Annotated in this window: 10 protein-coding genes; 5 read left to right on the plus strand and 5 right to left on the minus strand. The window is 63.9% G+C overall.

Going from position 1 to position 9817, the window contains the following annotated elements:
• The first annotated feature begins 203 nt into the window (after positions 1–203).
• The gene (locus ACFWF3_RS12255) at positions 204–584 is read left to right on the plus strand and encodes a hypothetical protein (protein ID WP_378992426.1); all 381 of its coding nucleotides are present in this window, start codon (positions 204–206) and stop codon (positions 582–584) included.
• A gap of 38 nt (positions 585–622) precedes the next feature.
• On the opposite strand, the gene argS is transcribed toward ACFWF3_RS12255, so the two are convergent.
• On the minus strand, positions 623–2389 hold the full coding sequence (gene argS / locus ACFWF3_RS12260) for an arginine--tRNA ligase (RefSeq protein ID WP_379313721.1): 1767 nt from the start codon (positions 2387–2389) through the stop codon (positions 623–625).
• A gap of 173 nt (positions 2390–2562) precedes the next feature.
• Positions 2563–2874 carry a hypothetical protein gene (locus tag ACFWF3_RS12265; RefSeq protein WP_379313723.1) on the minus strand — a complete coding sequence of 104 codons (312 nt, stop codon included), beginning with the start codon at positions 2872–2874 and terminating at the stop codon, positions 2563–2565.
• Positions 2875–3299: 425 nt separating this feature from the next.
• On the opposite strand from ACFWF3_RS12265, the gene ACFWF3_RS12270 reads away from it, so the two are divergent.
• Positions 3300–4007: a phosphoribosylanthranilate isomerase gene (locus ACFWF3_RS12270; protein ID WP_379313724.1), complete on the plus strand. Its 708-nt coding sequence runs from the start codon at positions 3300–3302 to the stop codon at positions 4005–4007.
• Here ACFWF3_RS12270 and ACFWF3_RS12275 read toward each other — a convergent pair.
• Entirely contained in the window at positions 3952–4791 is an 840-nt protein-coding gene (locus tag ACFWF3_RS12275; protein ID WP_379313726.1) for an EamA family transporter, read from the minus strand. The two genes, ACFWF3_RS12270 and ACFWF3_RS12275, sit on opposite strands and share 56 nt — an antisense overlap.
• A 41-nt stretch (positions 4792–4832) precedes the next feature.
• Positions 4833–6167, minus strand: coding sequence for a hypothetical protein (locus ACFWF3_RS12280; RefSeq protein ID WP_378992421.1), 1335 nt, complete (start codon positions 6165–6167; stop codon positions 4833–4835).
• A gap of 186 nt (positions 6168–6353) precedes the next feature.
• Here ACFWF3_RS12280 and ACFWF3_RS12285 point away from each other — a divergent pair, with 186 nt between their 5' ends.
• Entirely contained in the window at positions 6354–7451 is a 1098-nt protein-coding gene (locus tag ACFWF3_RS12285; protein WP_379313727.1) for a WD40/YVTN/BNR-like repeat-containing protein, read from the plus strand.
• Between the two features lie 28 nt (positions 7452–7479).
• Positions 7480–7728: a MoaD/ThiS family protein gene (locus ACFWF3_RS12290; RefSeq protein ID WP_379313728.1), complete on the plus strand. Its 249-nt coding sequence runs from the start codon at positions 7480–7482 to the stop codon at positions 7726–7728.
• 31 nt (positions 7729–7759) lie between these two features.
• Here ACFWF3_RS12290 and ACFWF3_RS12295 read toward each other — a convergent pair whose 3' ends face one another.
• The gene (locus ACFWF3_RS12295; RefSeq protein WP_379313729.1) at positions 7760–9136 is read right to left on the minus strand and encodes a DoxX family protein; all 1377 of its coding nucleotides are present in this window, start codon (positions 9134–9136) and stop codon (positions 7760–7762) included.
• A gap of 491 nt (positions 9137–9627) precedes the next feature.
• On the opposite strand from ACFWF3_RS12295, the gene ACFWF3_RS12300 reads away from it, so the two are divergent.
• A partial coding sequence (locus ACFWF3_RS12300) for a hypothetical protein (protein ID WP_379313730.1) occupies positions 9628–9817 on the plus strand: 190 nt, incomplete at its 3' end.

Below are 9817 nucleotides of genomic sequence, written 5' to 3' on the forward strand. Positions count from 1 at the left end.
GTGTGCAGTTCCGGCAAAGCCACTACGACGCTAACGAAGACTGCTCGATCGTCTTTCCGACGTCGACTGGATTCACGCAACTCGACATGCTCAACAGCGGCGTCAAAGAGAAGTCAGTGCCGCCATGCCAACGACTGCAACCGATCGCGGAAGCGATCGTCCCGCTCTTTCCCAAATAGAACTTTCGAAATCAGGGGGGTGTCATGACTTCAGAAGACGAGAAGTCCCGCTGGCAGTATCTGAACGAAGAGGCGAAGGCAGGCCGCCTCTACCTCGACCCCTCGGTCGCGACAAGTTGTCGCGACGCAAGCAACAAGCAGATCGACCTCTTTGTCCAACTGAAGAACGACCTACAGTACGTCTCCTCGGTGTCTGGTCTCGGCCGGTTCAATGCAGCTGACGAGCTTGCAAAGATGCTCGGCATGAAGGCCATTGGCGGAGAGCGTGATTTCGACACCGCCTTCAAAGAGCACATCGAGGTGCTGACGTTGATCCGCGACACCATCGAAATCTCCGTGAAAAAGTACGAGGACCAGCAAATAGCTCAAGCGCAGGCAACGAACGCGTTGGGCAACGGCTACTGATCCACCCCGACCGCTGACCAGTCCACCCGACGGGCAGGTCACATCCGCTGCGGTGCCGCGATTCCCAACTGCCCCAATCCGAGTGCCAGGGTGCGGGCAGTCAACTGGCACAACGAGATTCGGTTCAAACGTATCGGTTCGTCAGCCGCGAGGACCGGGCACGAGTCGTAGAAGCTGGTGTAAACGCGGGCCAGTTCGTAGAGATAGCCCGCCAGCCGGTGTGGCTCCAACGTGTCGGCCACCTCGGCGAGGACAGTGCCGTAGCCATCGAGACACAAAGCGAGTTCCCGCTCCGCTGGTTCCATCGGCCCGCCGATATCCACGATCGCCGAGGTTGCGGCATCAGCTTTGCGCAGGATCGAACAGACCCGAGCGTGGGCATACTGCAGATAGACACCGGTATTGCCGTTGAGCGTGGTCATGCGGTCCGGGTCGAAGGTGTAGTCCTTGACCCTGGATGTCGACAGATCCGCGTACTTCACCGCACCGATTCCCGCCTGCTCGGCGATCGCATCGAGCTCGGCATACGACAGGTCCGGGTTCTTCTCGGCGACCACCACACGCGCACGCCCGACAGCTTCGTCGAGCAGATCCATCAACCGAACCGTTCCGCCCGCACGGGTTTTGAACGGCTTGCCGTCTGGCCCGAGGACGGTGCCGTAAGCGACATGAGCAACTTCGATCGCCTCGGTGAGCCAGCCTGCCCGCCGTGCCGCTTCGAATACCAGCTGGAAATGCAGAGCCTGCCGCGAGTCGGTGACATATAGCAGCCGGTCTGCGTGCAATGAGGTGATGCGGTAACGGATGGTGGCCAGGTCGGTGCTGTCGTAGCCGTAGCCACCGTCGCGTTTGCGGACCATCAGGACCGCCGGCTGATCATCGGGTCCTTTGACCCGTTCGGACAGCACGACGACCGCACCGTCACTCTCGACCGCGACGCCCTTGTCCAGCAGCTCGGAGACGGTATCGGCGAGCTTGTCGTTGTAGAACGACTCACCGAAGTAGTCGTCCGGAGTGAGCAGCACACCGAGCCGGTCGTAGATCGCACCGAACGCCTTCTCGGACTCCGCGACGATCTCCCGCCAACGGGACACCGTGTCAGGGTCACCGGCTTGCAGGGCAACCACACGAGTCCTGGCCCGGTCCGCAAAGCCTGAATCCGAGTCGAATTGTTTCCTGGCCGCCTTGTACAGACTGTCGAGCGCCGACACAGAGCTGGATTCTATATCGAGTTCCTCTGTATGCCAGGGACATTCGGGGTGCTCGTCGATGTATTGGATGAGCATGCCGAACTGTGTACCCCAGTCACCCAGGTGGTTCGCGCGGACGACATCGGCGCCGAGGAACCCGAAGACCCGGGCCAGGCTGTCACCGATGATGGTGGTCCGCAGGTGCCCGACGTGCATTTCCTTCGCCACGTTCGGCGCCGAGTAGTCGATGACGACCCGTTGCCCGTCTTCGGTGGTGGGGACGCCGAGCCGGTCATCGGCCAGGCGCGCTGCGACGGATTGCCACACCGCTGTATCGGCCAAGGTGATGTTCAAGAACCCTGGGCCTGACACTTGTACATCAGCGATCACACCATCGGCGAGATCGATCTGAGTGACGAGCTCAGCGCCGAGCTTCGTCGGCGGGATACCGACCCGCTTCGCCAACGGCAGCGCGGCATTGGATTGGAAGTCGGCGCGATCGGAACGTCGCACTACCGGGTCCGCATCCGCCGCTTCCGGACGGACTCGGGCGATCGCCTCCGACACAGCGGCAGCGACACGTCCGAGCAGCGGCACAACACCGGCAGAGCTCACCTTGGGTTCCTTTCGCGTGGATGGTGAACTCATTGTCCCAAGCACATCAAGCGGAATATCGGCCGCGACTCAGCAGATCGCGCCTCCCTGCACTGAGCGTGGACGGGCAGCAGGCTCGGTAGCAAGCACAAGTCACCCACAGACGTACGCTGACCTGCGAAGTCCAACGCATTTCAGAAGGGTGTGCTGATGACCGTCACTGCTGGCCGGTTCGCTGTCGGACTGATTGCCGCGGCCACATTGGCGTTGGCAGGATGCGACGGCAACCCGCCGACGACAACACCCACGGGGTCGGTGTCGCCGACGACGGCGTCCGCGCCTTTGTCCGAGGGGCCCGCTGCGTCGACGTCGTCGACCCGCCTCCCAGAGACCACCACCCCGGCCACTTCGGCTGAGTTGACGCCGCACGCCTCACCGGCACCACCCACATCCTCACCTGCGATCCAACAATCCGAGCCGACCTTCTTGTATTGCGAGAACGGCACCGCGATATACAGCGATCAGTCGTACGTAGTCGGGGATCCACACTGTCCACAGCCCACCGCTAACGAAGACCCGCACGGTCGCGACTACCAGTGTGATGCGCAAGGAACCAACTGCACCTATCCCGATGGCTCTCCGGTCCCAGGTTATCGGCGGTGCGGCACACAGTGTGGTGAAGCACCGACTTCTGGTGAGGTTCAACGCAAGTGGATGGAATGCATCGCTGTGAAATCGGTAGAGCAATGTCGAGCGGAGCAGTGAGGAGTCGTCGATAAAGTCGCTGCGCCCGTCCCAGAGCCCATACCTCTGGGACGAGGAAGAACAGCCAACAGACCTGCGCCCCGCCGTGTATCTGCGCGACCGCATCTACTGTGACCAGACCCTCCGTACCCCACCCATGAAGCACCTTGATACTAGGGTTGACCATATGGAAAAACGCGTCCAGGTGAAGATCTGTGGTATCAGGTCCGAACTCGACCTCGCTGCGGCGTTGAGTGCTCGGCCTGATGCCGTGGGGTTCATCTCTGGCATCACGCACTTCAGCGAGGACGCGCTCACACCGGAGCAGGCGGCGGCCTTGTCCGCACAGGTATCGAGCCGAGTGGGCGCGCGCTCGGTGAAGCGTGTGCTGGTCACCCATCTCGAAGACGCTGACGCGATTTTGCAGCTTGCGCAGATGGTCGATGTCGAGGCTATCCAGGTGCATGGGCTGGTAAGTCGGGCGAACTTGCAAAAGGTGTACGAGAACAGGGGCAATCGCAAGATCCTGCGGGCGGTTCATGTCACCGACGAGGGCGTTTTCTCCGCCGTCGAGGATGTCGCCAAGTATTGCGACGTTATCCTTCTGGACTCGCGCACGCCCAGCCGTCTCGGGGGAACCGGGCAAACTCACGACTGGAACATCAGCAAGAAGATCGTCGAGGCGATGGCCGGGCGCAAGGATGTGGCGTTGGCCGGTGGTCTCACCCCGGACAACGTCGGTAGGGCGATCGACCTTGTGCAGCCCTATGGTGTGGACGTCAACACCGGCGTCGACGACGCCGGCGGCAACAAGTCCAAGGCGGCATGTGCTGAATTCGTCAAAGCCGCGACCCGGGAGCTCGCCTCGACTTGTCGTCCAGCACAACAGCACTGAGCACCAGCGCCCCGCCGATCACCGCACCCACTGTGATCGGCGTGTTCGTGAAGATCGCACTCACCACGGCCGCGAAAACGGCTTCGTTGAGTCCGATGATGCTCGCCGTCGTCGCATCCAGGCCCCGCAGGCCCAACCAATAGAGGCAGAAACCTGGTCCGAGCAGTAGCGCCCCGACCAGGACGAGCGATCCGGCGGTCCGAGCGTCCGGTGGATCGGTCAGGATCAGTCCACCGCCGAGCACACTGGCCACCACCAACTGCCATCCCGCCGACGCGATCGTCGGTCGCTGTGCCGACTCCCGGGCGATGAGGCTGACCAGCAGCGCAACACACACCGCGCTACCGACCGCGAGGACACAGCCCAACAGCGCTCTGTCCATACCGATTTCAGCCGAGCTGCCGGGTACCGCCACTGCCACCGCGGCACCGACCAGCACGAACTCGACGCCGACGAGCACCGTCGGTCGGCGCCGCCCGCGCACTATCTCGGCGGCGAGCAACAGCAACGGCGCGATCAAGTGCAACGCCACCACCACGGGCAACGGTCCGCATTTCAACGCTGCGACGAACAGCAGCAAGTTGGCTGCCTCGAGCGCGCCCAATCGCACATAGAGGCCGGGCGATTCCAGCAGTGTTCGAATCGGACCTTGGCGGCGTGCACCCGCGACGAGGAGCAAAGTCACCCCGCCCCCGGCAGCGACCAGCGCCGAGGAGGCGAGGGAACCCTCGAGCGCCGCCAGCGCGGCGCTCGACATGCCCCACACGAAGGTCGCCGCGAGCATGATCCACGGCGACGATCGTGTGAGCGATGACCGGACTGCGGTCAAAAAATGTAGGTCACGATAGGCAGCACCACAGCAGTGAACCCGCCGAAGACGCCCGCCGCAATAGCCCGCTGGGAGAAGTTGGGGAATCGGCTGGTCAGCCAGGCGAGTGTGCCGAACGCGAGCACGAAGGTGCCCCACACGATCAAGCCACCCGCGGCGGCACGCTCAGGGAGCGGGGCCTCCTCGGCCAGGCCCGCCTTCAACAGGGCTCCGAGCCCTACGATCGTCAATCCGGCGGCCGATGCCAGCACGAACATCGCGAAGCCCACATGGCTGTTCATCACCAGCCGGCGTGACCCCCATTCGGTCACCACCCGGCCATCGCTGTGGTGCGCGCCGTCGACCTGACAGATCAGGTCGAAAACCCTTCCGGGGTTGACGGTTTCGGCGACCGCGGTTCGCGCGTGCACCATGGCCTCGACGGCCAGGGTCGTCGAGTATGCGGTGATGAACCCCTCGCTCGATGTCCGGAATCCGCCGCGACTCGGCAGTTGCTGAGTCATCACCTGCAAATCGAACAACGCGGTCAACGCCGCACGGACCGCCGGATGGAAGATCAGCGTGCCATCGGCGACCAGCACGGCACCGACTGCCGCATGCAGCCCGAGGTGGGTCCAGATATGGGCGACATCGCCGCGCAGGAAATGCTCGTCCCCGTTGCAGTTGGCACCGCTGGCGAGCCCGTCGAGCATCCGTTCGATCGCCAGCTCGGATGCCCGCCGCGCCCGCCTGCCGCCCACCGACGCGTACTCGGGACGGGCCAGCACCGTGGCGATGTGTGCCGCCGAGTACAGCGGTTCGGCGCGGACGTCGTCGGACAGCATCGTCAGCGCCAGAAAGGTCACGCCGCGCAGCGTCGCCCGCGCCACTTCCACGTCGTCGGCCGCGTACGGGGCGAGTGCGTGCATCGCAGCAGTCGTCGCGGTCAGGGACACGGGGCCGACAGATCCGGACATCCGATACCCGCCCGATTCGGCATCTTGTTCCTGGATCAACGTCCTGATGCACTCGCGGACGTCGGAATCGGCGTCGGCCACCCCGAGGCAGTGCATCGCCCGCAGTTGCCACGCGATATCGATCGGACCCGTGAACTCCCCCGCACCCGCGGTGGGCGGCACGATCATCTGCCGACGTACCAGATGCAGCACCTCGGCTGCCCGCGGAACGGGAATGCCTGCCGCGGTCAGCGCGCACACCACCTCCGCGGTGTTCTGCGGATTCGGCGGCACATCATGGACCCAGCCCCAGCCTGCCCCGCCCGCGCCATCAGAGAATTGGTAACGCTCGAACCACTCGACCGCCAGTCTCATGCGTTCATCGAGATTGGACATGTCCCCACCTAACCGATCTGTGTCGAACCCATTCCAGCCCAGGTTCTTTCACTTACTAGATGCTCCCAGATCCCCATTGAGTTCACGAGCACCGTGGCGAACGACCTATGAACCCGCAGGTCCTGTCGGTGGGGCGGCGTAGTGTCACGCATATCGGCGTTGCGGGTGACCAACCGGAGGTTCGCGATGGACGTGCTGCTCGGGATCGGAACACGTAAGGGTTTGTTCTTGGCTCGTAGCCGGGATGGGCGGGCCAGTTGGACGGTGTCGCCGCCGCAGTTCCCGGTGGCTGATGTGAAGGCGTTGGCGATTGATACCCGGCGGGGGACGCCACGGGTGCTTGCCGGGGTGTTGAACAGTCATTTCGGGCCCACATTGGTGGTCAGTGATGATCTCGGGGAGACGTGGAGCGAGCCGGATGACGCGCCACTGGCATTTCCCGAGGACACCGGGGCCGCGCTGGGCGGTGTGTGGCAGATTGCGCCTGCTACCGATGTTGAGCCGGATGTGGTGTACGCGGGTGTCGAGCCGTCTGCCTTATTCCGGTCGGCTGATCGTGGCCGGACGTTCGAGCTGGTCAGAGGGTTGTGGGACCATCCCCATCGGCCGCAGTGGGAACCGGGTGGTGGTGGGTTGGCCTTGCATACTGTGCTGCCGCATCCGGTCGATACGCAGCGGATGGCGGTGGCCATGTCCACCGGTGGGGTTTATCAGACTGCCGACGGCGGCGAATCGTGGACGCCGACGAACAAGGGTGTCACCGCGGACTTCATGCCCGGCGAATTGCCGGAATGGGGGCAGTGCGTGCACAAGGTCGCTCTCGACGCCGAGTCGCCGAGCACTATGTATTTGCAGAACCACGGTGGGGTGTTCAGGAGCACCGATGCGGGTGTGAGCTGGCAGTCGATCGACGGTGGGTTACCGCCGTCGAATTTCGGCTTCCCGATCGTCGCGCATCCGCGTAAGCCGGGGGTGATCTACACCTTCCCGCTGGTGGCGGATATGGATCGCTTCCGCTTTCCGCCCGATGCGGTCTGCGCGGTGTATCGCAGTGCGGACGGCGGCGAGACGTGGTCGAAGCTGAACGACGGCCTCCCCGAGGTCCCGTTCTGGGCTGCGGTCATGCGCGATGCCATGTGCGCCGACGACGCCGACCCGACCGGCATCTATTTCGGCACCCGCAACGGCGAAGTGTATTGCAGCGCAGACGAAGGCGACCATTGGCAGCTCGTGGCCGACAAGCTGCCCGACGTGCTGTGCGTGCGCGCCGCGGTCATCGGATAGCGCGATGGCTCGCGTCTGCCTGCCCTCCATGCTCCGCACCTATGTCGACGGCGCCAAGGAACTCGATGTCGACGGTGCGACTCTGCAACAGGTCCTCGATGCGCTGCGCGAACGATCACCCGGTTTGGAGCGCCGTCTCCGCGATGAACGCGGGGTTTTGCGCCGGTACGTGAACTTCTATATCGACGGTGACGAATGCCGTCTTCTCGACGGCCAGGACACCGCTGTCGGCGCACGTACCGAGGTGATGATCATCCCGTCGGTTGCCGGCGGATGAGACCTATTCCATTGGGGTGCAATGAATCCTGCTACCGGTAATAGGGCGCTGGCTGCACCCAATGGAACCCCCGCGAAACAGCCGGAAACTGTGCCAGGTCAACCTGGTCCAGCTGCATTCGTATCGGACGTCCACCGAGGATGCCCTCCAGAATCAGCCGATCCGATTGTGGCTGTAAATAACTGAATGTCGCGAGCTTCCATTGGTGCGCCATGTCTTTCGACAGCGTGAGGGTGTGCTGGTCGGTGTCGATTCGGGCGGGGAAGGAGACCAGTGAATCGTCCAGCCGCTGCACAGTCATGCCCTGGGGGATATCGAAGATGATGCGGCGGAATCGTTCGGTGGCGCTCGGCATTGTGCTGTTGGACGGTGATCGGCGGAAGTCGACCAGTGCGGGCACCTGCTCGCCCGCGATCGAGTACTCGGTGACGTTCCAGATGCCATAGAGCGGCGACTTGGGCCGTGCGTTGCCGTAGGTGTGCCAGCCGTCGTATGCCTCGACGGTCGTGGCACCGAGCAGCCACACTCCCATCAGCACCTGGGCTGCCAGCAGTATTCGGTTGCCACGCGCAGTGGACAGCAAGGGTGTCGACGTTCGAGCTACGACGGTGCGGCCGAGTAGGGCCCGAACGATCCGGATCACATCCGGCGCGGCCAATACTGTTGCGTACAAGAACAATTGCAGGGCGAACAGCTTCACCGGCACATCGAACGTGAGATTCATCAGGAGCACCTGCAACGCCACAATGACAGCAAGAACAGACCCGATCCCCGCGGTCACCGGCAGGATGAGAAGGAGCGCCGCAACGACTTCCGCCGCACCCAGTGCCATCTCATACGGCTCCGACAGCGACGACTGCGCCCACAGCACCGCCATCGGGCTCATCTGACCGAACGGTTCGACCAGTCGCTCGAGATTGAACGACATCTGCGACGGCAGCACCTTGATCATCCCGTACAGCACAAGGGCGCTCGCCAGGGAGATTCGCAACAGCAACCGGAACCACTCGTACAGTCGCGTGTAGTTCGGGCGGCGCCGGTCGAGGACCGACCAGGCGGCGGTCACCGGCACGGCAACCAGGAGCAGGGTGAAAACAGCCACCCATTTCGCCGCTGTGTCTCCGCTACCGGTGACCGTGTAATCGATGGGTACACCGAAGATCTGGGTGCCGACCCAATCGGTGAGCGGATGCAACGCCGTCCATTCGGCGACCTCGCTCACCATCTCCTGTGGCACACCGAGGGTGCGCAGCAGCGCGTGCAGCAGCCACACCCCCGCCATCCCGATACCGACAACGATGAACCCGAACCGGAAGAGCACGCGGACCGCCGGATGCCACCGCTCCACGGCCTCCCGCTCGATGCCATCGACCTCGGGCTCCCGCTGAGCCAACACCCCTGTAACCATCCGTCACTCCTACGGTCGAAAGCCGTGCGGGTGAGACGCTATGGCAGCAGGCGTGACTCGGAAATCCAGCAAAGTCGTTGCCCCGAGCATTCGGGTCAGGCGTCAATTCACAACGGTCCACACATTGGTGTCCGGTCCCTCACCGAGGCAGAACATCTCCTCACCGTCGGGCGATGTCGCAACACCCGAGCCCACCTCGCAGGGAGCACCCGGAGTGCGAGTACCGAGCAGGGGCACTGATTGCACCCATTTCGCGCTCGGGCCCCCGGCTTTGGTGCATTTGAGGGTGCTTCCGTCAGCCGCGGTGGCGTAGTCGTCGCCGGGCGGGGTGCACGCGACACCGACTGCGGGTGTCGTCTCCTTCGGTGTGGGCACCGTGGTAGGCACTGCTGTAGTGGAGCTTTCGGGCGCGAGCTCCGGCGTCGTGGCGGGAAGTGGAGCGGCGGCCGAGGGCGTAGTGGTCGCGGTGGCGGGCGCCAGGGCGGTGACGGGTGCCGGAGCGGTCGCAGCAGGTCTATCGAGGGCAGCGCGTAGGTGATGTCCCCGGAGAGCTGCAGCTGCTCGGCCCGGGGCGGCAGCGGCCTGCTCTCGTCGACGGGCGGCGCCTTGGTGAGATCCGGTACGGAACCGGAGTCCTGGCTCCCGGTGGTCCCGCGGCGGCCATCTGCGGGCCGGTGGGGC

Origin of the sequence: Nocardia sp. NPDC060220, from assembly GCF_042727815.1 — a bacterium.
In the GTDB taxonomy this organism is placed as follows: Bacteria; Actinomycetota; Actinomycetes; order Mycobacteriales; family Mycobacteriaceae; genus Nocardia.